At 73.8% G+C, this 22,696-nt stretch carries 20 protein-coding genes and 1 pseudogene; 13 read left to right on the forward strand and 8 right to left on the reverse strand.

The features are described 5' to 3' along the window. Positions 1-3: 3 nt before the first annotated feature. The gene (locus ACZ5Y0_RS08685) at positions 4-1,473 is read right to left on the reverse strand and encodes an APC family permease (protein WP_469128036.1); all 1,470 of its coding nucleotides are present in this window, start codon (positions 1,471-1,473) and stop codon (positions 4-6) included. A gap of 334 nt (positions 1,474-1,807) precedes the next feature. On the opposite strand from ACZ5Y0_RS08685, the gene ACZ5Y0_RS08690 reads away from it, so the two are divergent. Next, a complete protein-coding gene (locus tag ACZ5Y0_RS08690) occupies positions 1,808-2,281 on the forward strand; it encodes a DUF5709 domain-containing protein (protein WP_469127888.1) in 474 nt (157 codons plus the stop codon). 211 nt (positions 2,282-2,492) lie between these two features. On the opposite strand, the gene sthA is transcribed toward ACZ5Y0_RS08690, so the two are convergent. Together sthA and ACZ5Y0_RS08700 are read right to left on the reverse strand one after the other, a co-directional pair. Beyond that, positions 2,493-3,896, reverse strand: a complete 1,404-nt coding sequence (sthA, locus tag ACZ5Y0_RS08695; protein ID WP_469127889.1) for a Si-specific NAD(P)(+) transhydrogenase — start codon at positions 3,894-3,896, stop codon at positions 2,493-2,495. A 145-nt stretch (positions 3,897-4,041) separates the two neighbouring features. After that, positions 4,042-4,248 carry a hypothetical protein gene (locus tag ACZ5Y0_RS08700; RefSeq protein ID WP_469127890.1) on the reverse strand — a complete coding sequence of 69 codons (207 nt, stop codon included), beginning with the start codon at positions 4,246-4,248 and terminating at the stop codon, positions 4,042-4,044. Positions 4,249-4,769: 521 nt separating this feature from the next. Here ACZ5Y0_RS08700 and ACZ5Y0_RS08705 point away from each other — a divergent pair. Beyond that, positions 4,770-5,048 carry a GlsB/YeaQ/YmgE family stress response membrane protein gene (locus ACZ5Y0_RS08705; protein WP_469128037.1) on the forward strand — a complete coding sequence of 93 codons (279 nt, stop codon included), beginning with the start codon at positions 4,770-4,772 and terminating at the stop codon, positions 5,046-5,048. Between the two features lie 20 nt (positions 5,049-5,068). Here ACZ5Y0_RS08705 and ACZ5Y0_RS08710 read toward each other — a convergent pair whose 3' ends face one another. Both ACZ5Y0_RS08710 and ACZ5Y0_RS08715 read right to left on the reverse strand, forming a co-directional pair. Then, positions 5,069-5,956, reverse strand: a complete 888-nt coding sequence (locus tag ACZ5Y0_RS08710) for a Gfo/Idh/MocA family protein (protein ID WP_469127891.1) — start codon at positions 5,954-5,956, stop codon at positions 5,069-5,071. Positions 5,957-6,117: 161 nt separating this feature from the next. After that, entirely contained in the window at positions 6,118-6,318 is a 201-nt protein-coding gene (locus tag ACZ5Y0_RS08715) for a hypothetical protein (RefSeq protein ID WP_469127892.1), read from the reverse strand. 482 nt (positions 6,319-6,800) lie between these two features. Between ACZ5Y0_RS08715 and bdeA the strand changes: the two genes are divergently transcribed. The 11 genes and pseudogenes from bdeA to ACZ5Y0_RS08770 all read left to right on the forward strand — a co-directional run bounded on the left by bdeA (position 6,801) and on the right by ACZ5Y0_RS08770 (position 20,722). Continuing rightward, positions 6,801-7,733 (forward strand): bis(hydroxyethyl) terephthalate hydrolase, encoded by a 933-nt coding sequence (bdeA, locus tag ACZ5Y0_RS08720; RefSeq protein ID WP_469127893.1) that lies wholly within the window; start codon positions 6,801-6,803, stop codon positions 7,731-7,733. Positions 7,734-7,946: 213 nt separating this feature from the next. Further along, positions 7,947-10,631 (forward strand): helix-turn-helix transcriptional regulator, encoded by a 2,685-nt coding sequence (locus ACZ5Y0_RS08725; RefSeq protein ID WP_469127894.1) that lies wholly within the window; start codon positions 7,947-7,949, stop codon positions 10,629-10,631. A 143-nt stretch (positions 10,632-10,774) separates the two neighbouring features. Continuing rightward, a complete protein-coding gene (locus tag ACZ5Y0_RS08730) occupies positions 10,775-12,040 on the forward strand; it encodes a PucR family transcriptional regulator (RefSeq protein ID WP_469127895.1) in 1,266 nt (421 codons plus the stop codon). A 422-nt stretch (positions 12,041-12,462) separates the two neighbouring features. After that, a complete protein-coding gene (locus tag ACZ5Y0_RS08735; protein ID WP_469127896.1) occupies positions 12,463-13,257 on the forward strand; it encodes an ABC transporter ATP-binding protein in 795 nt (264 codons plus the stop codon). Next, a complete protein-coding gene (locus tag ACZ5Y0_RS08740; protein ID WP_469127897.1) occupies positions 13,254-14,177 on the forward strand; it encodes an ABC transporter ATP-binding protein in 924 nt (307 codons plus the stop codon). The genes ACZ5Y0_RS08735 and ACZ5Y0_RS08740 overlap by 4 nt, the downstream gene beginning before the upstream one ends. Then, positions 14,174-15,070 (forward strand): branched-chain amino acid ABC transporter permease, encoded by an 897-nt coding sequence (locus ACZ5Y0_RS08745; protein WP_356567197.1) that lies wholly within the window; start codon positions 14,174-14,176, stop codon positions 15,068-15,070. The genes ACZ5Y0_RS08740 and ACZ5Y0_RS08745 overlap by 4 nt, the downstream gene beginning before the upstream one ends. Then, the gene (locus tag ACZ5Y0_RS08750; protein ID WP_469127898.1) at positions 15,063-16,211 is read left to right on the forward strand and encodes a branched-chain amino acid ABC transporter permease; all 1,149 of its coding nucleotides are present in this window, start codon (positions 15,063-15,065) and stop codon (positions 16,209-16,211) included. The genes ACZ5Y0_RS08745 and ACZ5Y0_RS08750 overlap by 8 nt, the downstream gene beginning before the upstream one ends. Then, a complete protein-coding gene (locus tag ACZ5Y0_RS08755) occupies positions 16,208-17,476 on the forward strand; it encodes an ABC transporter substrate-binding protein (protein WP_469127899.1) in 1,269 nt (422 codons plus the stop codon). Before ACZ5Y0_RS08750 ends, ACZ5Y0_RS08755 begins: the two co-directional genes overlap by 4 nt. A 163-nt stretch (positions 17,477-17,639) precedes the next feature. After that, positions 17,640-18,210: pseudogene (locus ACZ5Y0_RS08760) on the forward strand (aldo/keto reductase). A gap of 300 nt (positions 18,211-18,510) precedes the next feature. After that, the gene (locus ACZ5Y0_RS08765; protein ID WP_469127900.1) at positions 18,511-20,280 is read left to right on the forward strand and encodes an ABC transporter ATP-binding protein; all 1,770 of its coding nucleotides are present in this window, start codon (positions 18,511-18,513) and stop codon (positions 20,278-20,280) included. 163 nt (positions 20,281-20,443) lie between these two features. Continuing rightward, positions 20,444-20,722 carry a DUF5133 domain-containing protein gene (locus tag ACZ5Y0_RS08770; RefSeq protein WP_469127901.1) on the forward strand — a complete coding sequence of 93 codons (279 nt, stop codon included), beginning with the start codon at positions 20,444-20,446 and terminating at the stop codon, positions 20,720-20,722. 18 nt (positions 20,723-20,740) lie between these two features. Here ACZ5Y0_RS08770 and tgmB read toward each other — a convergent pair whose 3' ends face one another. The 3 genes from tgmB to ACZ5Y0_RS08785 form a co-directional block, all read right to left on the reverse strand. Further along, on the reverse strand, positions 20,741-21,727 hold the full coding sequence (tgmB, locus tag ACZ5Y0_RS08775) for an ATP-grasp ribosomal peptide maturase (protein WP_469127902.1): 987 nt from the start codon (positions 21,725-21,727) through the stop codon (positions 20,741-20,743). 14 nt (positions 21,728-21,741) lie between these two features. Further along, the gene (tgmA, locus tag ACZ5Y0_RS08780) at positions 21,742-21,933 is read right to left on the reverse strand and encodes a putative ATP-grasp-modified RiPP (protein ID WP_469127903.1); all 192 of its coding nucleotides are present in this window, start codon (positions 21,931-21,933) and stop codon (positions 21,742-21,744) included. A 257-nt stretch (positions 21,934-22,190) separates the two neighbouring features. Continuing rightward, positions 22,191-22,472, reverse strand: a complete 282-nt coding sequence (locus ACZ5Y0_RS08785) for a DUF1232 domain-containing protein (RefSeq protein WP_469127904.1) — start codon at positions 22,470-22,472, stop codon at positions 22,191-22,193. Positions 22,473-22,696 lie beyond the last annotated feature (224 nt).

Here is a 22,696-nt window from a genome sequence, read left to right on the forward strand (position 1 = left end):
CTTCTAGAAGTCGGTGGGAAGACCCTCGTGGGCGGCGGCGCGCGCGGTCACGGTGTCTCCCGGCACGTGGTCGGCCCGCACGGTCCGCGCGGCGTCCAGCCGGGCCGGCCGGTAGTAGTCGCTGCCCTTGCGCCAGTACCAGAGCATCGGCACCAGGCCCGCCGCGAGACCGCCGAGGCCGATCGTGATCGCCGCGGTGCTCAGCTCGCCCAGCGACTCCACGAAGATCCAGAACATGAACAGGGCGCCGCCCAGCGGCCACAGCCCGCCGAAGAGGAAGGCCGTCGGCGACCTCAGCAGCGTCCTGCGGTAGGCGACGACCACCGCGATACCGGCCAGACCGTAGTAGACGGCGATCTGGAGGCCGATCGCCGAGATCGCGTCGGAGAGGATCTCGCCCACCGAGCCGAGCGCGTTGGAGGCGACGAACATGCCCAGCGCCACCGCGCCGACCACGGCGATCGCCACCCACGGCGTGTTCCAGGTGCCGTGCACCCGGCCCAGGGCGGACGGCATCGTACGGTCGCGGCCCATCGCGAACAGGGAGCGCGTGACCTGGATGAGGGTGGTCTCCAGGGTGGCGACGGTCGACAGCAGAACGGCCGACGTCAGCAACTTGCCGCCCCAGCCCGGCCACACCTGCTCACCGAGCACCGCGAGCACGTTCGCGCCGCTCTCCGCCACCTGGCGCGCGCTGAGCACGACGTTCACCGCGATCGTGAACACCTCGAAGAGGAGGAAGACGATGCCCACCCCGATCAGGCCGGCCAGACCCGTCGTGCGGCGGCTGTCGCGGGTCTCCTCACTGAGGTTGCTGCTCACGTCCCAGCCCCAGTAGTAGAACGCGGCCACGAGCGCACCCGACGCGAATCCCGACACGCCGTCGAACCGGCCGAGGCCGAGCCAGGACCAGTCGAAGGGGCGGGCGTGGTCCGCGTGGACGACCGCGAGGACGGCGAACAGGGCGAGGATCGCCAGTTCCACCCCCGACATGACGAGCTGCGCCCGCACGGTGAGCCGGGCGCCGCCCAGCACGACGCCCAGCATCAGCAGGAACCAGGCGGCACCCACCAGGGTGGACAGCGCCGTGTCGTCGGCGAGGCCCTCGTCGAACAGCGCCAGGGTCATCGACCCGGCCGGCAGGGAACCCGCCACCATGAAGATCGTCGCCGACATCACCAGCGCCCAGCCGCTGACGAAGCCGAGGAAGGGGTGGAGCGTGCGGCCCACCCAGGAGTAGCTGGCCCCCGCGTTGACGTCGATCCGGCCGAGATAGCGGAACGCCAGTGCGATGCCCAGCATGGGTATCGCGCAGTACAGCAGCGCCGCCGGGCCCGCCACACCCACCGCTGCGGCCAGTACCGCGGTGGTGGCGGCGATCGAGTACGCGGGAGCGCTGCCCGCCACCGCCATCACCACCGTGTCGAACGTGCCGAGGACGTTCGCCTGAAGCCCTCTGCCGTTGTCGCTCATGGTCGTGCCGCTTTCGTCGTGCACACCGCCGGGAGAGGGGAGGGCCCGGCGGTGTCGAGGGGGGTGGGGGGTGGTGCGCCGCCGCCCGCCGGCGGGGAACCGCCTCGCGGCGCGAGGGAGGAGGGGCGTGGTGGACGCCGTCCCACCTCTGCGTCGGGAGACCGTCACACCGAGTGTGCGAGTGATGATAACCCCACCGTTTGAGCTTTCAAGATTGACGGACGGGTAACGTCCGCATCCGCTCGTGCGGTTGGCATGTGCCACGGTTGGGGCGCGCGCGACGGGATACGCGAACGGGGACAGCGCAGCCGTAACGACACCCCAGGAGGTATCCATGAGCACGGAGCCCGAGACGACCGCCGACGACGCCTACCAGCCCACCGGCACCAACGAGGAGCAGGAGGACGCCGCGCCGCTCGACCTCCAGGACGCGCTCGACGAACGTACCTACGACGACATCCTGGACGAGGGCTACTCGCCGCCGGAGAAGCCGCTCGGGGTCACCAAGCACGGCACCACCGCGGCCGAACAGCGCGACGGGGAGACCCTCGACCAGCGCCTGGCGCAGGAGGTCCCGGACGTGTCCGAGCCCGTCGGGGACGGCGTGGGCGACCTGCCGCGGGGCGAGGGCGAACCGGTCGATCCGGAGGTGGGCGAGGAGCGGGCGGGCCGCCTGGTCGCCCCCGACCAGGGTGCGCATCCGGACGCCACGAAGGAGGAGATCGCCGAGGACGTCGGCATCGACGGCGGCGCCGCGGGCGCGGAGGAGGCGGCCGTCCACGTCGTGGACGACGCCAACCTCCCCTAGGCCGTGTCGGACGACTCCCGCCGGGTGCGCGACGCCGTGTCTGACGATTGCCGCCGGGTGCGCGGCGTCCGGCAGGGCACTTCGCCGCGTTGTCGGATCACCCGAGCGGTACGCGGACGATCCTCGGCCTGGCGACGCACCGCGCCGGACGCCGCGCTCTGATCCGACGCGCGTGGTCAGACCCGCCCCAGGGCCTGCCGAGGCGCGGGGGTCAGTCGCCGATGCGGTCCAACTGCCGCAGCCGGTTGGTGGCGTCGAGGGCGGCGACCTTGTAGGACTCGGCGAGCGTCGGATAGTTGAAGACCGCGTCGACCAGGTAGTCGACGGTGCCGCCGAGACCCATCACGGACTGGCCGATGTGGATCAGCTCGGTCGCCCCGGAGCCGAAGCAGTGCACACCCAGCAGGGTCCGGTCCGCGGGGGACACCAGGAGCTTCAGCATGCCGTGCGCGTCGCCGATGATCTGCCCGCGGGCCAGCTCACGGTAGCGGGCGACGCCCACCTCGAACGGCACCCGGTCCTCGGTGAGCTGGTCCTCGGTCCGGCCGACGAAGCTGATCTCCGGAATGGTGTAGATGCCGATCGGCTGGAGCCGGTGCATCCGCCCGACCGGCTCGCCGCAGGCGTGGTAGGCGGCCGCCCGGCCCTGCTCCATCGAGGTCGCGGCCAGCGCCGGGAAGCCGATCACGTCACCGACGGCGTAGATGTGCGGCACCCGCGTGCGGTAGTGCTCGTCCACCGTGATCCGCCCGCGCGCGTCCGCCGCCAGGCCGGCCTTGTCCAGGTCCAGTTCATCGGTCAGGCCCTGTCGGCCCGCGGAGTACATCACCGCGTCCGCGGGAATCTTCTTGCCGCTCTCCAGCACGGTCAGCGTGCCCCGCGCGTGCCGCTCGACGGCGGCCACGGTCTCGCCGAAGCGGAAGGTGACCGCGAGGTCCCGCAGGTGGTACTTGAGGGACTCGACGACCTCGACGTCGCACATGTCGAGCATCCCGGCCCGCCGCTCCACCACCGTGATCTTGCTGCCCAGCGCGGCGAACATGCTGGCGTACTCCATGCCGATGACGCCGGCCCCCACGATCACCATGGACCGCGGGACCCGCTCGATGGTGAGGACGTTGTCGGAGTCGAGGATGGTGCGGCCGTCGAACTCCACGCTCTCCGGCCGGGCCGGCCGGGTACCCGTGGCGATCACGATGTGCCCGGCGGTCAGCAGCCGCTCCTGGCCGCCCGCCTCCCGCAGGGCGATCGTGCGGTCGTCGACGAACCGGCCGGTGCCGGAGTAGAGGGCGACGTGGTTGCGGGACAACTGGCTGCGGATGACGTCGGTCTCGCGGCCCACCACGTGCTGGGTGCGCGCGGTCAGGTCGGCGACGGTGATGTCCTCCTTCAGGCGGTAGCTCTGCCCGTAGAGGTCGCGCTGGGTGAGGCCGGTCAGATACAGCACCGCCTCGCGCAGGGTCTTGGAGGGGATGGTGCCGGTGTGGAGGGAGACGCCACCCAGCATGTCGGGGCGGTCGACCACGGCGACGCGACGGCCGAGTTTGGCCGCGGCGATGGCGGCCTTCTGGCCGCCGGGACCGGATCCGAGGACGAGCATGTCGAAGTCGGGCACCTCCGGAGTCTGTCAGCCCGGAGGGCCCCTTCGAAAGGGTGAACCGGCGTCCCGCCACCGGTCGGGAACCGTCCACCTGCCCGGGAGGGCGAGGGGATCCGGTCCACCTGCGGGAGAGGGCGAGCGGACGCGGTTCACCACCGGGTCACGGGAGCATCTTCTCGATGCTGTCCGGCCCTTCCGCGTCCAGCTTGCGCCGCGCCCACTCGAGGTTGCGCGGGGTGAGGTCCCGGCCGGCGGCCAGCACCATGTCCTCGGGCGACACCTCGGTGCCGGTGCGGGTGTGGAGCAGGTTGTCCGGGGTGGCGCGCTCGGAGGGCGGCAGGGAGGGATCGGGCTCTGTGGTCGGCATGGTCACGGCTCCTCGGTCCGGAGGGCTGCTGCGGCCCCGGTGCGGTCAGGGGGTCCACTAACACCATTCATCGCGGGAGCGAACCCTGCATCCCGGGGCCCTGGGCGCCCCCACCGGGCCGGGCCCTCTCCGGGGCACGCGCAGCACCCCGCGCCGGGAGGTGACCGCGCCCTCGCCGCCCCTTCACAAGCTCGGGCCGGGTCCGGCGGTCGTGTGTTCATCGACGCCACCGTTCGTACGGCGGCCTCTCGCCCCGGCGGTGCCGACCCAGCGGATCCGGCGCGCCTGGTGGACCCCGCGGTCCGGGCCGGATACCGCTGCGCACCGGCGCCGAGCGCGAAGGGGCCGTTCCGCCCGACGGACCGGTGGCGGCCTCCCGATCCCCGTCCGGGGCGACCAAGCCGGGTTGCGGTGGAGCGACGCGCCCTTCGACGACAACCGAGGCGCCTTGGCAGGTTTGCGATTCCCGTCTCCGCGCATTCGGAAGACGTACGCGCTTTCCGACGGAGATGGGAGAAACCGTGGGCATCATCGCCTGGATTCTGATAGGCCTGCTCGCCGGTGCCATTGCCAAGCTGCTGCTCCCCGGCAAGGACCCGGGCGGCATCATTGTCACCATGCTGATCGGAGTCGTCGGCGGTCTGCTCGGCGGCTGGCTCGGCAAGGTGATCTTCGGCGTCGACTCGATCGACGGCTTCTTCGACCTGTCCACCTGGATCGCCGCCATCGTCGGCTCGCTCATCCTGCTGGTCATCTACCGGGCCGTCACCGGCAACAAGCGCTCGCACCGGCACGCCTGACCGGCCCCGGACGCGGGAACTCAGTCGGCGTCGGAGGCCAGCAGGCCCTCGGCCTCGGCGAGGATCTCGGTGACCCGCAGGCCGAATGCCGCATCGCACGGATGCGGACGCCCGTCACGGGCCGCGGCGCACAACGCGTCCGCGGCCCGGCCGAGCGCTGTCGGGGCGTCCGCGGCACTCTCCGGAAGACGTGCCACCCCGGCCTCGCCACGGATCTCCACGCCCGAACCGGACGCCGGCGACGGGGCCGTCAGACTGAGCGTCAGCGTGCTGGACGCGCCGCCGGAATGGTCCAGGACCAGGTGCACGGTGTCGCCGGGCCCCGGAGCCGCGGCGGCCACCCGGCGGACGTCGCCGAGGACCGGCAGCAGCACGGACAGCGCGTGCGGGCCGACGTCCCACAGCGCGCCCTTCTCCCGCCGCCACGGCGTGGCGAACGGATGGTCCCCGCCCGTGAACACCGAGCCGAGCCACTGCGCGTGGCCGGTGAACCAGCCGCCCTCCGCCGCCTGTTCGGCGATCCACGCCTCGGGCTCGGGCAGGAAACGCGTGGTGAAGAAGACCACCGACGCGACCCGCGCCTCCCGCACCGCGCGCACCACCTCACGCGCCCCCGCCACCGTCGCGGCGAGGGGCTTGTCCAGCAGCAGGTGACGACCGGCTCCGGCGGCCCGGACCGCGAGGTCCGCCTGGACGTCGGGCGGCAGCGCCACCGCCACCGCGTCGACGGCGGAGAACAACTCCTCCACGTCGTCGAAGGCGCGGGTGCCGTGACGGTCCGCGAGCTCCTTCGCGGCGGCCGGGCGCCTGCCCCACACTCCGACGAAGTCGAGACCCTCGTGCGCGTCGAGCACGGGCGCGTGGACCATCCGCGCCCAGGGGCCGGTGCCGAGCAGACCGATACGCATGTCGCTTCCTCTCTCACTGCTGCCGGTCGGGGTGACGTCGGACGCCGGGCGGGACGCCGTCCGTGGCGAGCCTCGCACAGGGACGCCAGGATCTTCGGTTCGGTCGCTCCCGGCCGAGAGGCCCCGCACGCACCTCCGGGAACTCACCGAAGGCCGCACCGTCAGGCGGCCCGGGGTTCGGCGATCTCGTCGCTGACCGGTTGCGGGCTCCCGGCCGTGCCCCGGACCAGGCGCAGATGCCTCCTGCGTCCGGCATGCCGCCCCCTGACCCGGGCAGGGGCGAGCAGACGGTCCTCCACGCGGTCCATGACCAGCAGCAGGACGGACAACATCGGCAGCAGCAGTACGGCGATCCACAGCACGGCGTCTCTCCTCGTCCGGGGACCCGGTCCGGGTGAACCGGACAAGGCCGTTGATGCGTGGAATCGCCGCCGAAACGCCTTCAGGACGTGAAGGAGCCGTGAAACCGGTGGGCATCGCGTCCGCGCGGCCCGACCCACCGTCGGCACAGCGTCCGGCGGCGGTGCGCTCCCCGCGACGCCTCCCGCCCGGTCCGCGCCGACCGGACGCCGGCGAACCCGATGCCGCCGTACGGGCCGTCCCCGCGCCGGGCACGGCGCGCGAAGTCGTACACCCGCGCCGGGGCAGGCCGAGGAGCGGGGCGCGGAGCAGCAAGGAGGGAGCCGTTTCATCCGGGCGCCACCCGGGTGTGTCGCGTGTCGGGCCGTCGCACGAGACCGGTGACATTGCCGGTCCCCGGGCGGTGCCGCGCCGCGAGAGTGGCACGGAGCAGCCCGTACACGGGCCCACCCAGGTGGGCCCGCACGAGAGAGGACGACTCGTCTTGCAGCAGCAAGCGCGTACCGATGCCGCCCACCGGGTGCCCACCGGTTCCCCCCACCGCAGACTCGGCCGGTTCGCCGGCCTGGCCACGGCGATCGCCGCCGTCGTCGGCCTCACGACCCTCAACGGAGCCGGGGCGCAGGCCGCGGACAACCCCTACGAGCGCGGCCCGGCGCCCACGACGTCGAGCATCGAGGCGTCGCGGGGCCCGTACGCCGTCTCGCAGACCACCGTCTCCTCCCTCGCCGTCACCGGCTTCGGCGGGGGCACGATCTACTACCCCACCAGCACCGCCGACGGAACCTTCGGAGCGGTGGCCGTTTCGCCCGGCTACACCGGCACCCAGTCCTCCATCGCCTGGCTCGGCCCGCGGCTGGCCTCGCAGGGCTTCGTGGTCTTCACCATCGACACGAACAGCACGCTCGACCAACCTGACTCGCGTGGACGGCAGTTGCTCGCCGCCCTGGACTACCTCACCGGGCGCAGCTCGGTCCGGGGCCGCGTCGACAGCACGCGGCTCGGCGTGATGGGTCACTCGATGGGCGGCGGCGGCAGCCTCGAGGCCGCCAAGACCCGTCCCTCCCTCCAGGCGGCCATCCCGCTGACGCCGTGGAACCTCGACAAGACCTGGCCGGAGATCACCACGCCCACCCTGATCTTCGGCGCCGACGGCGACACCATCGCCCCCGTGTCCAGCCACGCCGAGCCCTTCTACTCCTCGCTGCCGTCCGCCCTGGACCGCGCCTACCTGGAGCTGAACGGGGCCACGCACTTCACCCCGAACACCTCGGACACGACGATCGCCAAGTACAGCATTTCCTGGCTGAAGCGGTTCATCGACAACGACACCCGCTACGAGCAGTTCCTGTGCCCGCTTCCTCGCCCGAGCCTGACCATCGAGGAGTACCGGGGCAACTGCCCGCACACCTCCTGACGCCCACGACGCCGGCGGCGGTCGCGCGCACCTCGCGCGACCGCCGCCGCCGTTGTGCCCGGTCACGCCGCGCCCGTTCGGCGGTTGGGCGCCGGCACAAGCCCTCAGCCGCACGGGATCCGAGAAACGCCCAGGTGACAGGCCGGAACCAGGGCCGCCCACGGGTGGACGGGTGGCTTCCGCCTCACGTTACGCGTGCGTAACGTCGCGGGAATGACCGGACAGACGACCGCGACTCCCGGCCCGGCACCCCACCGGGCGACGGCCCCGGCGGACCGGCTCGGCGGCGGCGTACTCGTCGTCACGGGCGAACCCGGCTGCGGCCGCACCTGGTTCCTCGAACGCGCCGCCCACTCCTTCACCGCCGGTCCCGTCGTGCGGGTCCGGGCCGACGCGGCACGGTCGGCCGTCCCCGGCGGCGGCCTGCGCACGCTGCTGCGCGCCCTCGGCGACGCCACCGGCCGCACACCGCCGGGCAGGTCGGGCCAGGCCCTGCTCGACATCCTGTCCACCGGCTCCCGGCCGCTTCTCGTGTGCGTCGACGACGCCCACCTGTGGGACCCGGTTTCCCGCACCGCGCTGGGAGACGCCGCCCGGCACCTGTGTCGTACGACGACGGCGGCGCGCCTGCTGCTCACGGTCCCCGGACACCGCCCGCCCGCCCCGGAGTTCACCGGGCTGCCGGTGACGAGGGTGGACCCCCTCACCCCGTCCGAGGCGGCGGCGCTCCTCGACGAGGTGACGGGTGGGACCCTCGACGCGGGAGTCCGCGACGGGATCGTGGACGCCGCCGAGGGCAGTCCGGCCCTCCTGCTGGCCCTGGTACGGCGGCTCTCGCCCGCGCAGGTGCGCGGAGACCGTCCGCCGCCCCGCGCACTGCCCGGCGCCGAGACGCTGACGGGCCTGGCCGGCGGATACCTGGACGGACTCCCGTCCGGCCACCGCGACCTCCTGCTGACCGTGGCGGCCGCCGCGCGGGACGACGAGGACGCGGGCGCGGACCTGGGACTCGTCGTACGGGCGGTGCGGCACCTCGGGCACGAAGCCGCCCTACCGTTGCCCGATCTGCTCGCGTCGGCCGACGACGAGGTCCGCTTCCACAGCGACCTGCTGCGCAGGACGGCGTACGCGGCGGCGCCCGACGGGCGGCGGCGGGCCGCGCACCTCGCCCTGGCCCGGGAGCTGGAGGAGGGCGACCCGCGGGCCCTGCTGCACCGGGCCTGGGCCGGAGCCGCAGTGGGAGACGAACTGGAGGCGGCCGCCGGGCACCTGCCGTCCCGGCGTCTTCGCTGCGCCGCCCACACCCGCGCCGCCGAACTGTGCGAGGACGGTCCGCAGCGCGCCGAGCGCTACACGGCCGCCGCCGAACAGGCGTTGCTCGGCGGGCGCTCCCACCAGGCCCTGCGGCTCCTGGACGCGGCCCGGACGGGCGCCGCCCCCGCCGCCGTGCGGGGCCGTGCCGCGCTGCTGCGGGGCACGACGGTCCTGCACGACGGGCCCGTCGACGAGGCCCAGGCCTCCCTCCTCCTCGCCACCTCCCTGCTGGCCGCCCACTCCCCGGTGGACGCCGAGGCCGCCGCGCTGGCCGCCTGCGACGCGGCGTGGGCGGCGGGGGACCCGGCGGGATGCCTCGCCGCACTCGAACGCTGCGGGCAGGTCACCGGGCCCCCGTCCCAGGGTGAGCGCCGCGCCGATTACCGGCGGGGAGTGCGGGCCCTGCTGGACGCGCGGTTCGAGGAGGCGGCGGTCCGGCTGCGACGGGTGGCGCGGGATCCGGACGGCTCCGGCGACCCGGAGGACATCCTGCGGGCCGCCGCCGCGGCGCTGATGCTGGGCGACCTCGCCGGCGCCCGACGGGCGGGCGCGCGGGCCCTGGCCGCCGCCCGCGCCCTGGACACCGTCGCAGTGGTACCGCGGGCACGGGAGTACCTCGCCTACGCCGAACTGCGCGCCGGACGGCACGCGCTCGCCCGTACCCACGCCGAGGAGGGACTGCGCGCCGCGCACCGGACGGGGCAGCGCAACATGGCCGCCCACCAGCACGCCGTACTGGCGCTGGCCGCTTCGATCGAGGGGGAGACCGAGCTGGTCGCCGGACATGTGGCCGCCGCGCTCGCCACCGCCCGCCGGCACGGTCTCGCGCAGGCGGCGACGCTGGCGGAGTGGGCGGCGGCCCGCGCCGACCTCGGGCGGGGCCGGCCCCAGGAGGCCGCGGACCGGCTCGGACCCCTGGTACGGCCGGGTGCGCGGCGTGGGCACTTCGCGCTGTGGATGCTCGCCGTTCCCTGCTACGTGGAGGCCGCCGTGTCCGCCGGACAGCCCGAGGGCGCCCGGACGGTCGTCGACGACTTCGCCCGGTGGGCGGTCTTCGGCGCCGACCCCCAGGCCCCCGCGCAACTCCTGCGCTGTCGCGCCCTGCTGGCCCCGCCGGACCGGGCCGACGCCCTCTACCGGCGGGCCCTCGACCTGCACGACACGGCCGGCGGCGACTTCGAGCGGGCCCGCACCGAACTGCTCCACGGCAAGTGGCTGCGGCGTCGGCGCCGGCTGCGCGAGGCGCGCGACCGCCTCGGCGCCGCCCTGGTCGGCTTCGAACGCTGCGGGGCCCGCGCGTGGGCCGAGCAGACCCGTGGCGAGCTGCGCGCCAACGGTGCCGCGGCGAGCGGTCCGCCGACGGCGGCGGCCGCGGACCTGTCCGGACTGACCCCGCAGCAGCTGCGCATCGCGCGCCGCGTCGCCGAGGGCGCGACCAACCGGGAGGTCGCGCTGACCCTGTCCGTGAGCACCCGCACCGTCGACTATCACCTGCGGAAGGTCTTCGCCGCGCTCGGTGTCCGGTCCCGCCTGGAACTGGCCCGGATGGTCGAGCGGGCGGAAAAGACCGGTGCACACCCCTAGGGACCGACCGGACGGTATGCCATCCTTCGGGGCAGGACCCGCCAGCCGGCGGGACCCGCGCGCACTCCACGGCCGGCCCGGAACCGGAGGGAGCACCGCCGCGCGGGAGCCGCCGGGTCACCGACCCCTGGGGGAGGACGGCAATGCGACACGCCCTTCGGCCACGGATCGCGGGGCGCCCCGCACCGGCCGGGCCCACCGGACCGGCCCCGCGGCCGCGCCCGCGCGTCCGGTCGCTGATCGACGCCGACGCCCTGCGCGTGCTGCACCGCGCCGCGCGGGTGCTGCTGGACGACCTGCCCGACCTGACCGACCGGCTGGTCGCCGCGCTCCAGGAGCAGGAGCCCGCCTACCGCGTCGCCGTGGAGAGCGACCCCGCCGCCACCTGGCAGGAGGTACACCGATCGCTGCGGCACAGCGTGAACTCCCTCCTCGATCCGCGCGGCAACCGGGACGCGGCCCGCCGCTGCTCCTGGAAGATCGGCGCGACCCGGGCCGAGCAGGGCCTGCCCCTGGACGCCCTGCTGCACGCCTTCCGGCTCGGCGGGTCCCTGGTCTGGCAGGGGCTGGTCGAGGAGACCTCCCGCGCCGCCCCCGAGGACGTACGCCTCCTCGTGCACGTCGCCACCGACGTGTGGAACTTCGTCGACGAGCACTGCACGCTCGTCGCGGACGCCTACCGCCAGGTCGAACGGCAGCTCGCCTGGCGGCGCGAGAACCGGCTGCGGCTGCTCGCCGCAGCCCTCCTGGAGGGCACCAGCCGCATCGCCGACCTGCCGGAGGCCGCACAGGCCCTCGACCTGCCCGAACAGGGCCGTTACGTCGTCGTCGCGGTGTCGGGTGGCTCCCCCTCCGAGGCGGCCGGTGCACGTGCGGCCGTAGGACGCGGCGCACGTGTGCACTGGCACACCGGGGTCGAGGTGGACTACGGCATCGTCCTGCTGGGCGACGGCCAGGACGAGACGGCGATCGACGGCGGCCCGGCGTCGGGCGCGCGCGTGGGCGTCGGTACGGCCGTGTCCGGTCTGGCCGCCGTCGGCGACGCCCGCCGGCTCGCCGACACCGCGCTGCGCATGTGCCCGGGGACCGGCGGCACGATCCGCCTGACCGAACACCTCCCCGCGGCCCTGGTGATCTCCGCGCCCGACCTCGCCACCGCCCTCGCCGACCGGGTGTTCGGCCCCCTGAGAGCCCTGGAACCGGCCGACGCGGCCGTCCTCCTGGACACCCTCGAGACCTGGCTGGCCTGCGACGGTTCCGCCCAGCGGGCCGGCGAACGCCTCTACTGCCACCGCAACACCGTCCTCAACCGCCTGCGCCGCTACGAGCAGCTCACGGGCCGCAGCCTCTCCCGCCCGGCCGACGTCGTCGAGATCACCCTCGCCCTGGCAGCGCGGTCGGCCCGCTGACGGACGCTGCGGTGCTGCGGTGCTGCGGTCCACTCGCGCCCGCGGCCCGGTCCCGTCCTTCTCGGTCCGGCCGTTCCCCCACCTTGTGGATGTCGTCGGCCCGTGCTTCTCGGCCGGCCCGTCGCCCCTCCACCGGGTCGCGAGCGTCTCGGTCCTGGCGGCGCGGCCCCTGCGCCGAGGAGCGCTCCGGCGAGGCGGCCGCACCGTCGGTGCCCGTCCCCGTGACCCGCATCCGGGCCTTCCCGCCCCCTCGGCGGCACGCGTCCCCCCTCTGGGCAGCCGCACAACCCCCCGCCCCCCGCGCTGGGCCCACGCAGCGACCCCGCCCCCGTGCCTGTACCGGCCCCTCGGGCCCGTGTTGTGGTGAGCGCCCCCGTCCCCCCAAGTGCCGTGACCGGCCGGCACGGACCCGAGGAGCCGCGATGCCCGAAGCACCACCGCAGGATCCGCCCGCGCTGCACGTCGAAGGGCTCGACGTGACGTACGGGCGAGCCCTGTCGGCCCTGCGCTCCGTGTCCCTGACCGTTCCGCGGGGCGCGGTCGTCGCACTGCTCGGCGCGAACGGCGCCGGCAAGACCACGCTGCTGAGGGCCGTCTCGGGCACCCTGCGCCTGCACCGCGGCACCATCACCGCGGGCCGTGTCCGCTACGGCGACACGGACCTCGACGGACGCGACCCGGTCGCCGCGGTCCGTGCCGGAGTCGTCCAGGTCCCCGAGGGCAGACGGGTGTTCGCCGGTCTCACCGTCGAGGAGAACCTGCGCGCCGGCGGCCTGGGCCTCGGCCGGCGCGCTCCCGCGCAGGTCCGGGAGTCCCGCGACCGCGTGTACGGCCTGTTCCCCGTCCTCGCCGAACGCAGTCGGCAGGCGGCCGGTCTGCTGTCCGGCGGCGAGCAGCAGATGCTCGCCATCGGCCGCGCCCTGATGGCCGCCCCTCGCCTGCTCCTGCTCGACGAGCCGTCCCTCGGCCTCGCCCCGCGCATGGTGTTCCGCATCGCCGAAGTCGTCCGCGAGATCAACGAGCAGGGGACCGCCGTCCTGCTGGTCGAGCAGAACGCGGGCATGGCTTTGTCCCTCGCCGACCACGCGTACGTCCTCGAAGTGGGCGAGATCCGGCTGTCCGGCTCCGCCGACGAACTCGCCCGCACGGACGCCGTACGCCGCCTGTACCTCGGCGAGAGCGCCGACGAGCCGGCCGGCGACCAGGGGGCCGCGTGAACATCCGCACGACCGGCCGCCCGGCTGCCCGCGCCACCGCCGGTTCCCCGGCCGCACCGCCCGCGCTCCACGTCCGTGACGTCACCGTCCGCTTCGCCGGCCTCACCGCCCTGGACGCGGTCTCCTTCACCGTCGCCCCGGGCTCCGTGCACGCCCTGATCGGCCCCAACGGCGCGGGCAAGTCCACCTGCTTCAACGTCCTGTCGGGCCTGTGCCGCCCGGCAGCCGGCCAGGTCCTGCTCGGCGACACCGACCTGACGGGGCTCGCCCCGCACCGGATCGCCGCGCTGGGCGTGGCCCGCACCTTCCAGAACATCGTCACGACCGAGGGCACGGTCGCCGACAACCTCATGCTCGGCCGGCACGCCCTCTCCCGTGCCGGTTTCGCCGCCAGTGCCCTGCGTCTGCCGAGCGCCACCCGCGAACAGCGCGCCCACCTGGACCGGGTCCGCGAGATCGCCGAACTCACCGGCCTCGCCGCCCACGTCGACACCCCGGTGGCGTTGCTGTCGTACGGCGACCGCAAGCGCGTCGAACTCGCCCGCGCGCTCTGCCTGGAGCCGCGCGTGCTGCTGCTCGACGAGCCGGTGGCCGGCATGAACGGCGCCGAAAGAGCCGCCACCGCCGACGTCGTCCGCACGGTCCGCGAGCAGCTCGGCCTGTCGGTCGTCCTCGTGGAACACGACATGGGCCTCGTCATGCGCCTCGCCGACGAGGTCACCGTCCTCGACTTCGGCCGCCGGCTCGCCCACGGCACACCCGAGGAGATCCGCCGTCACCCCGAGGTGCTCCGTGCCTACCTGGGGACCGGCGCCCCCGGCGAGACCCCCGATCCCGCCGAGAGCCCCGAGCCCGGCAAGTCCTCCACGACCCCCGAGTCGACCGCAGTGACCGAGCCCCCCGGGAAGAACGCTCCGTGACCACCCTCCTCGACACCCTTCTGAACGGCCTCGCCCTCGGTGCCGTCTACGCCCTGGTCGCCCTCGGCTTCGTCGTCATCTTCAAGGCCTCGGGCGTCCTCAACTTCGCCCACGGCTCGCTGCTCCTGCTCGGCGGTTACCTCGTCGCCGTCCTCCACGACGACCTCGGCTTCGCCGGCGCCCTCGCGGTGGCCGTCCTGGCGACCGCGGCCGTCGCCGGTGCCCTCGACCGGCTGCTGCTGCAACGCGGGGACCCCGACCCCAAGGCCGCCCATGTGCAGACCATCGTCACCATCGGCGTGGACATCGTCCTCGTGACCGACCTGGCCCGGCGCATCGGTGGTGACCTCCTCACCCTGGGCGACCCGTGGGGCGACGCGGTGACCGGCCTCGGGCCGGTGACCGTGGCCGACAGCCGGCTCGCCGCGATCGCCGTCTCCGCCGTCGTCATCGCCGGGGTCTTCGCCCTCTTCCGGTTCACGCCCTGGGGCCTGTCCCTGCGCGCGGCGGCCGAGGACGTGGAGGCCGCGGCCCTGATGGGCGTACGGCTGAGCCGCGTCCGCATGCTCGCCTGGTGCCTGGCCGGTGCGCTCGCCGCGCTCGCCGCGGTGTTCCTCGCCGCGTTCCCGGCGCCGGGCCTGGAGCGCACCACCGGCCAGATCGCCCTCAAGGCCTTCCCGGCGGCCATCCTCGGCGGCATGGCCTCACCGCCCGGCGCCCTCGCGGGCAGCCTGCTCATCGGCATGACCGAGGCCCTCGTGGCGGGCTACCAGTCCGAACTGCACGTCCTCGGTGAGGGGTTCGGCGATGTGGCGCCGTACGCCGTGATGGTGGTCGTCCTGCTGGTGCGGCCCACCGGTCTGTTCGGCGCGAAGGGAGCGGTCCGTGTCTGAACTCCTGCCGAAGTGGGCCAGGTTGCTGCTGCCCGTCCTCCTCCTGTGCGCCCTGCCCTTCTACCTCGACGCCTTCTGGCTGCGCATCGGTCTGTTCTCGCTGGCCGCGGCGATCGGCGCCGTCGGGCTCGGCCTGCTCAGCGGTACGGCCGGGCAGCTCTCACTCGGCCACGCGTTCTTCCTCGCGGTGGGGGCGTACGGCTACACCTGGCTGGCGGGCGACCCCGGCCCCGCCCTGCCCCCGGCGCCGGCCGCCGTCCTGGCCGTGCTGCTGGCAGGCGCGGCGGGCGGCCTGTTCAGTCCGGTCGCGGGACGGGTGCGCGGCATCTACCTGGGCGTCGCCACCCTCGCGCTGGTCTTCCTCGGCCACCACCTGCTGCTGACCGCCGACTCCGTCACCGGCGGCTTCAACGGGCGCTCGGTGCCACCGCTCACCCTCGGCGGGTTCGGGTTCACCGCCGACGACCCCGAACTCACCGTGCTGGGAGTGCCGTTCGGGGCCGAGGAACGCCTCTGGTACCTCGGTCTGGCCCTGTTCGCGCTCACCTCGTTCACCGCGCGCGGTCTGCTGCGCGGCCGCCCCGGCCGGGCCCTCGCGGCCGTCCGGGACAGCGAGACCGCGGCGGCCGTGATGGGCGTGAACGTCGCCCGCTACCGCTCGGCCGCCTTCGTCGTGTCGTCGATGTACGCCGGCCTGGCCGGAGTTCTCCTGGCGCTCGCCTTCCGCCGCGTGGTGCCCGACTACTTCGGTCTGGCCCTCTCCGTCGACTACCTGGCCATGATCGTCATCGGCGGCCTCGGGTCCGTCGCCGGAGCCACCGCGGGGGCCTTCTTCGTCACGGCGCTGCCCCTGCTGATGACCCGGTACGCCGACCAACTGCCGCTGGTCACCGCGCCCGGCACCGGAGGCGAGGGCGCGATCGGCCCGACGGAGGCCGCCCGCTACCTCTACGGCGCCGTGATCGTCGTGATCCTCCTGTACGCGCCCGACGGACTGCACGGCCTGGCCCGCCGGGTCCGCGCCCGCCTGCGGCCCGCCCGGTCGCCCGATCCGGCACCGGCCGCACCACCGCCGACCGCCACAGACGCCTCACCCGCCGCACCGGACTCACCCGCACGAGCCAAGGAGCACACCCCGTGAACCCCAAGCACCGCACCCGCGGCACCGCCCTCACCGCCGCACTGGCTGCCCTGCTGATCGCGGCCACCGGCTGCAGCTCCAAAGCGGACGGCGACAGCACCTCCGACGGTGCCGACGGCGTCAGGTCCGGCCCCGGAGTGACCGACAAGACCATCAGACTGGGCGCCCTCACCGACCTCACCGGCCCCTATGCCACCCTCGGCAAGAGCATCGTGCAGGCCCAGCAGATGTGGGCCGACGAGACCAACGCCAAGGGCGGCATCTGCGGCCGCAAGATCGAGATCGTCGTGAAGGACCACGGCTACGACGTCCAGAAGGCCGTCACCGCCTATGCCGACATCTCCCCGGACGTCGTCGCCCTGCCGCAGGTCATCGGTTCCCCGGTGGTCGCCGCCCTCCTCGACGACATCGAGCGCGACCACCTCCTCACCTACCCGCAGGCCTGGGCCGCCTCGCTGCTCGGCAAGGACTCCGTCCAGGTCATGGCCACCACCTACGACGTGGACATGATCGCCGCGGTCGACTTCCTCACCCGCACCAAGGGCCTGGCCAAGGGCGACACCGTCGGGCACGTCTACTTCGAGGGCGACTACGGCGCCAACGCGCTCCAGGGCTCCACCTGGGCGGCGGAGAAGGCCGGCCTGAAGATCGCCGGCCAGAAGATCAAGGCGACGGACACCGACCTCTCCGCCCAGGTGACGGCGCTGAAGAAGGACGGCGTGAAGGCGATCCTGATCAGTGCCGGGCCCGCCCAGACGGCCTCCCTGGTCGGCGTCGCCGCCTCCCGCGGCCTGCGCGTCCCCGTCGTCAGCAGCGCCCCGGGCTTCGCCCCGCAGCTGATGAAGACCCCCGCAGCGCCGGCCCTGACGGCCATGTTGAGCATCGTCAGCGGCGCCCCCGCCGTCAGCTCCGACATCCCCGGCGTCAAGAACATGGTCACCGCCTACACCAAGAAGTACCCGGCCTCCCCGGTCGACTCCGGGGCGCTGTCCGGTTACAGCGCCGTCCAACTCCTGGGCGCCGACCTGAAGAAGGCCTGCGAGGCCGGCAGCCTCGCCCGCGAGGACGTGGTGAAGGCGCACCGTTCGCAGAAGAACGTCGACACCGGCCTCGGCAGCCCGCAGAACTTCACGGACGTAGGCCGGCCCGCCGCGCTGTCGACGTACGTGCTGAAGCCGGACGCGAAGGCGGCCGGCGGCGTGGTGGGGGTCGAGGACGCGCACCAGGCGCCGGGAGTGGAGCAGTACCTGGCGTCGAACTCCTGAACAGGGCCCGCATTCAGCGTCCCCGCTGCTGAATGCGTTCGCTTTCTTCCATTGGACCTCCGAGGCCCGCCGGGGTCAGGCTGGGACGCGTCCGGTGCACCGCGATCACCTTCCGGTGCACCGGACTTCGCCCTGTCCCCACGGCCTAGGGAGGTCACGAGCCATGCACAACCACCGCGTCGGTGACGTCGGGGTCAGCACGATCGGGCCGGGGTGATGCCCCGGTCGATCGAGTGCCGCCCCGGCGAGGCGCGCTCCTTCGCCACCGTGCACGCCGCCCCGGACGCCGGGCTCACCCTGATCGACACGGCGGACGCCTACCACGTCGAGGCCGTCGAGGCCGGCCACGACGAGACCCTCACCGGCAGGGCCCTCGGCCACGACGATCGGGGCGCCGACGTGCTGGTGGCCACCGAGGACGGTGATCCGCGCCCCGCCACGGCAGTGGGACCCCCGACGGCAGTCCCGGCACCTCAACGAGGCGTGCGAGGCCCCGCCGCGCCGGCTCGGCGAGGCGGCGACCGGCCTCCCCCCGTTCCCACGCGCCGTTCGCCCGGACCGGCGGGCGGCACGGGGTGAGCCCGCAGGGCGTGTCCCTGGCCCGGATGCCCGCCGATCCGCCGGAGGTGGGGCCCCTTCCGGGCGCCGGCCGCCCCGCGGCCATCCGCGACTCGGCCGCCGCGACGGAAGCGGTCCGCACGGCGGAGCAACCGGCGGAGCAGGACGCGGCCTGACGGGACGCGCCGCGCGACCGCCACCTCCCGAGCCCTTTCCGTGCAGGCGTGGGACGAGACAGCCGGGGCGCCCGGTCATCCTGACACCAGGTCTTGTGAGCCGGCGGGGTGCGGTCCCGACGGGCGGCAGGAGGAGAAGCGCCCGCCCCCGCCCGCTGCCCGCCCCACCCGTCTGCTCGCCACCTGCGTCCCACCCGTCTGCTCCCCCTTGCTCGCCCGCCCCGGCCCGGGGCCCGAGCCTGCACCCGATTCCCGCATTCGCGTATCCCGCATCCCGCACCCCGGGGAGGACCACCTCCGATGGCGTCGTCGCTCGACAGGCCCCTCGACCACCGCTACCGCGACGAACACCCGATCCGCACCCTGGCCTACCTCTTCCGCGCCGACCGGCGCCGGCTGGCCGGCGCGGTCGTCGTCTTCACCGTCAAGCACAGCCCCGTCTGGCTGCTGCCGCTCATCACCGCGTCCATCATCGACACCGTCGTGGAGCACCGGCCCATCGGCCGCCTGTGGACCAGCACCGGCGTCATCCTCTTCATCCTGATCGTGAACTACCCGCTCCACCTGCTCTACGTCCGCCTGCTGTACGGCAGCGTCCGCCGCATGGGCACCACCCTGCGCTCCGCCCTGTGCACCCGCATGCAGCAACTGTCCATCGGCTATCACTCGCGGGTCAGCGCCGGCGTGCTCCAGGCCAAGGTGGTCCGGGACGTCGAGGCCGTCGAGCAGATGGTGCAGCAGACCGCGGAGAACGGTCTCGGCGCGATCACCGTACTCATCGGCGGCCTCGTCATCATCGCCGTGCGCACGCCCGAGTTCGTGCCGGTCTTCCTGGTCGTGGTGCCCGCCGCCGCGTTCGTCGTGGCCCGGCTGCGCTCCCGGCTGCGCACCCACAACGAGCACTTCCGCCACGAGGTGGAGACCCTCTCCTCGCGGGTCACGGAGATGACCCGGCTGATCCCGGTCACCCGCGCCCACGGACTGGAGGGCACGGCGCTCACCCGCATGGACGGCACCCTGCGCCGCCTGCTGACCTCCGGGATGCGCCTCGACCTGGTCAACGGCCGCTTCGGCTCCATCGCGTGGGTCGTGCTCAACGTGGTCGGCGTGCTGGTCCTGGCGGGCGCCGCCCTCGTGTCGTACTACGAGGTCTGGGGCGTCACCCCGGGGGACGTCGTCATGCTCAGCGCGTTCCTCACCACCCTCACCAACTCCACGACCACGCTGACCGGCCTGGCGCCGGTCATCACCAAGGGCCTGGAGTCGGTGCGCTCGGTCGGTGAGGTCCTCCAGGCGCCCGAGTTGGAGGACAACGAGGGCAAGGCCGAACTGGCCTCGCTGCACGGCGCGGTGACCTTCGAGGACGTCGGACACGCCTACGAGGGCGACCGGCCTGCGGTGCGCGACTTCACCCTGTCCGTGGCGCCGGGCGAGACCGTCGCCCTGGTCGGCGCCTCCGGCGCCGGCAAGTCGACCGTCCTCAACCTCGTCATCGGCTTCATCCGGCCGACCACGGGCCGGCTGCTGCTGGACGGCACCGACATGAACACCCTCGACCTGCGCACCTACCGGCGGTTCGTCTCGGTGGTCCCGCAGGAGTCGATCCTCTTCGACGGCACCGTCCGCGAGAACGTCGCCTACGGCATGGAGGACGAGGCCGACGAGGAAGCCGTCCGCGCCGCCCTGCGCGACGCCAACGCCACCGAGTTCGTCGACCGGTTGCCCCAGGGACTCGACACCCTTGTCGGTGAGCGCGGGGCCCGACTGTCCGGCGGGCAGAAGCAGCGGCTCGCGATCGCCCGTGCGCTGATCCGCGACCCCAAGGTGTTGATCCTGGACGAGGCCACGTCCGCGCTCGACACCCGCTCGGAGGCCTTGGTCCAGCAGGCCCTCGCCCGCCTGCTGCACGGACGGACCACCTTCGTGGTGGCGCACCGCCTGTCCACGGTGCGTGGCGCCGACCGGATCGTCGTCATGGGGGAGGGGCGCATCCTGGAGACCGGCACCCACGAGGAACTGCTGCACCGGGGTGGCGCGTACAGAGCACTGCACAGCGGCCAGGTGGCCTGACGCACAGGGCCCCCTGCGGGCGGACGACGCCGGCTGCCGGACGGGCCACAGGGGGCCGAGTGGCGAAAAGGATGCCCCCGGAGAGTGACGCGCGCCTCACTCGTGCATGAACCGCCGAGGTCCGGGCACGCGCAGGGCACCACACCTGGAGAGAGGGGCGCTCGTGATCGTTCCGGACCCGAAGACCGTCAGGACGCTGCTGACCCGCTACGCGTCGCTGAGGATCGCCCAGGCCGAGCGGGAGACGCCGCAGACGGCCCGTGAGTTGGAGGACGTCACCTACACGCTGTGCGTCCTCATGGCCACGTCCGACGTCCGGGAGGCGGTCGCCGCGGCGGACGCCCTGCTCGCCGCCGAGGTGCCGCCGTCGACGGCCCGAGTGCCCGAGCAGGAGAAGAACGCGGCGAGGGACGAGGAGAGCGGGCTGTCCCTGGCGGTCTGAGCGGCCTCCCGGCCCGGCTCACGGCACCGCCGAACCACAGTGGGCCGCGTGCCGGTCCGGCCGCTGCGAGGGAGATCCGGCCAGCCACTCCGCGATGGTGCGGGCGATCGGCTGGCCGGTGTCCACCTCGACGAAGCCGAACTGGCCCCCCTGGTTGCACTCCAGGAACCACCACGTGCCATCGGCGTCCTCCGCGAAGTCGAAGGCGCCGTAAGCCAGTTCCGCCTCGCACAGATACGTCCGCACGGCCTCGGCCAGGCGTGGCGGGACGTCGACCGGGCACCACGGCGCGTCGGACGGCGCGAAACGCACGTCCACCACCTCCGGGTCGCCGTCGGCACACACGGCCTTGCGGGCGGCCAACAGCCGGTGGCCCACCGCCGTCAGCCGGACGTCGGCCCGCTTGGCGACCCGTCGTTGCAGCAGCGTCGGGCCGTACGCGACGGCGGCGAAGTCGGCGCCGGGCGGGACGCGGGTGGTGGGCAGCGCCCGCGGCGGGTCCTGCGGATGCGCCCCGGACACCGGCTTCACCACGAGGTCGGGGTAGCGCTCGGCGAAGTCCCGTGCCGCCTGCGGGAACGTGGTGATGAGCGTGGCCGGTACGGGCAGCCCGCTGCGCTGGGCCAGCCGCAGCTGCCAGGGCTTGTGCCGGGCCCGCCGGGACGCGTCCGGATGGTTCATCCAGCGGGCCTCGCCACCGCGGAGCATCCCGTACAGCGCCTGTGCGGACTCCTCAGTGAGCCACGCGGACGGCTCGGGGGCGTGCGCCGCCGCCGCGCCGGGCCTGCGCACCCACACGGAGCGTAGCGAGTCGATGCTCACCAGCCGCCCCGCGGACGACAGATGTCCCCGGAAGACACCGTGCACGTACTCCCCGGAGAGCGCCACGGAACCGGTCAGGTCGGCGGGATCGAGCCGCACGACGGGAACGCCTGCGGCGTTCAGGTGCACGACCACCATGTCCGCCGTGACGTCCTGTTCACTGGTCAGGATGAGCACGGTCATCTCGGCCGCCGCGTTCAGTCGTCGAAGTGCGTCTTGGAGCCCGCTGTGGAGGTCGTCGTCCCGAGCTCTCTCAGCAGGGCGTGGTCGCGAGCGGCGATCCGGCCGTCGAGGAGCACGTTCAACTGCAGTCCTGGGTCATAGGCGTACGGAGCGGCAAACTCCAACTCCGCCGCCGGGCGTGCGTAGTTGAGCGCGAACGGTTGCATCGTCTCTCCCTCGTCGGTACTGCATCGATCAAGCGGTGCCACCGTGCGACGTCACTCGGGCCCGCTGCTGTGGTGCGACCTTCAGTCACTTATACGAATCGAACGGGTGGTTGGTTTCCTTACTCTCCGTGATCGCCGCCGGGTCGGTCCGGGCGCAGGGAGCTGAGCAGGGGCGATGAGCCTCGCGCGGCGTGAAAACGAGTTCGTGAGGCCTAAGTTGGCGCAACCCGAGCGGTGAGTTGGCGAGACCCGAGCGGTCAGTCGGCGGTGCCCGCGTGGTCGGGGGCACGGCGCAGCGAGCGCAGGGCCAGGAGCAGGACACCGATGTCGTCGAGATAGACCGGGTCGGGCAGCAGGTCGGTCGGCAGGACGAAGTACGCGACCGCGCCCCAGAAGACCCAGCGCGGGCCGGCCGGCAGACCCGCCCGCCGGAGGCCGCGCCTGGCCCGGACCAGCCGCACCATGACGGTGGCGGCCACGGCGAACAGCGCCACCGCCACTATCACGGCGACGGTGACGAGCGTGGTGCTCGCATCCACGGGCCCTCCCTGTGCGCGGTCCGTCGCGCGGTGTCCGGTGCTTCCCCGACTGTCGATTTCCCCGTTCTCGATTGCCGAATGCCCCGTCGAGGGCGGGAGAATCGCGCCGATCGGGTGCCGGTCGGCCGGGCCGCGAGCATCAGGGTGCGTCGCGCGGCCGACCCGTGCGCGGGCACGCCGGCCGCCAGAGCCGGGCCGCGCCGGGAACCGGCCCGTCGAGGAGG

Source organism: Streptomyces sp. NPDC033216, assembly GCF_055577115.1.

Coding starts and splice junctions, on each gene's coding strand:
- ACZ5Y0_RS08730 (WP_469127895.1), top strand. CDS start 10,775: ATGCGACACGCCCTTCGGCCACGGATCGCGGGGCGCCCCGCACCGGCC.
- ACZ5Y0_RS08735 (WP_469127896.1), top strand. CDS start 12,463: ATGCCCGAAGCACCACCGCAGGATCCGCCCGCGCTGCACGTCGAAGGG.
- ACZ5Y0_RS08685 (WP_469128036.1), bottom strand. CDS start 1,473: ATGAGCGACAACGGCAGAGGGCTTCAGGCGAACGTCCTCGGCACGTTC.
- ACZ5Y0_RS08725 (WP_469127894.1), top strand. CDS start 7,947: ATGACCGGACAGACGACCGCGACTCCCGGCCCGGCACCCCACCGGGCG.
- tgmA (WP_469127903.1), bottom strand. CDS start 21,933: ATGCAACCGTTCGCGCTCAACTACGCACGCCCGGCGGCGGAGTTGGAG.
- ACZ5Y0_RS08765 (WP_469127900.1), top strand. CDS start 18,511: ATGGCGTCGTCGCTCGACAGGCCCCTCGACCACCGCTACCGCGACGAA.
- tgmB (WP_469127902.1), bottom strand. CDS start 21,727: ATGACCGTGCTCATCCTGACCAGTGAACAGGACGTCACGGCGGACATG.
- ACZ5Y0_RS08710 (WP_469127891.1), bottom strand. CDS start 5,956: ATGCGTATCGGTCTGCTCGGCACCGGCCCCTGGGCGCGGATGGTCCAC.
- ACZ5Y0_RS08700 (WP_469127890.1), bottom strand. CDS start 4,248: ATGCCGACCACAGAGCCCGATCCCTCCCTGCCGCCCTCCGAGCGCGCC.
- ACZ5Y0_RS08690 (WP_469127888.1), top strand. CDS start 1,808: ATGAGCACGGAGCCCGAGACGACCGCCGACGACGCCTACCAGCCCACC.